This window comes from Citrobacter sp. JGM124 (genome assembly GCF_018257795.1).
In the GTDB taxonomy this organism is placed as follows: domain Bacteria; phylum Pseudomonadota; class Gammaproteobacteria; order Enterobacterales; family Enterobacteriaceae; genus JGM124.
Genome location: NZ_JAERJD010000033.1, coordinates 1 through 1,239 on the forward strand (window position 1 = coordinate 1; position 1,239 = coordinate 1,239).

1 rRNA gene is annotated in these 1,239 nt (G+C 52.5%); it reads right to left on the reverse strand.

Annotated elements, in window-relative coordinates:
- Positions 1-56: 56 nt before the first annotated feature.
- A 23S ribosomal RNA gene (locus JK154_RS17590) occupies positions 57-1,239 on the reverse strand; the annotation flags it as partial.

Here is a 1,239-nt window from a genome sequence, read left to right on the forward strand (position 1 = left end):
ATTCCGGAACTCGCTGAAAATCTCTCAAATTATCTCTAAAACACCTTCGGTGTTGTAAGGTTAAGCCTCACGGGTCATTAGTACTGGTTAGCTCAATGTATCGCTACACTTACACACCCAGCCTATCAACGTCGTAGTCTTCAACGTCCCTTCAGGGGTCTCAAGGACCCAGGGAGAATTCATCTCGGGGCAAGTTTCGCGCTTAGATGCTTTCAGCGCTTATCTCTTCCGCATTTAGCTACCGGGCAATGCCATTGGCATGACAACCCGAACACCAGTGATGCGTCCACTCCGGTCCTCTCGTACTAGGAGCAGCCCCCCTCAATTCTCCAGCGCCCACGGCAGATAGGGACCGAACTGTCTCACGACGTTCTAAACCCAGCTCGCGTACCACTTTAAATGGCGAACAGCCATACCCTTGGGACCTACTTCAGCCCCAGGATGTGATGAGCCGACATCGAGGTGCCAAACACCGCCGTCGATATGAACTCTTGGGCGGTATCAGCCTGTTATCCCCGGAGTACCTTTTATCCGTTGAGCGATGGCCCTTCCATTCAGAACCACCGGATCACTAAGACCTGCTTTCGCACCTGCTCGAGCCGTCACTCTCACAGTCAAGCTAGCTTATGCCTTTGCACTAACCTCACGATGTCCGACCGTGATTAGCTAACCTTCGTGCTCCTCCGTTACTCTTTGGGAGGAGACCGCCCCAGTCAAACTACCCACCAGACACTGTCCGCAATCCCGATTAGGGACCTACGTTAGAACATCAAACATTAAAGGGTGGTATTTCAAGGATGGCTCCATGCAGACTGGCGTCCACACTTCAAAGCCTCCCACCTATCCTACACATCAAGGCTCAATGTTCAGTGTCAAGCTATAGTAAAGGTTCACGGGGTCTTTCCGTCTTGCCGCGGGTACACTGCATCTTCACAGCGAGTTCAATTTCACTGAGTCTCGGGTGGAGACAGCCTGGCCATCATTACGCCATTCGTGCAGGTCGGAACTTACCCGACAAGGAATTTCGCTACCTTAGGACCGTTATAGTTACGGCCGCCGTTTACCGGGGCTTCGATCAAGAGCTTCGCATTGCTGCTGACCCCATCAATTAACCTTCCGGCACCGGGCAGGCGTCACACCGTATACGTCCACTTTCGTGTTTGCACAGTGCTGTGTTTTTAATAAACAGTTGCAGCCAGCTGGTATCTTCGACTGGCTTCAGCTCCGTCCGCAAGGGAC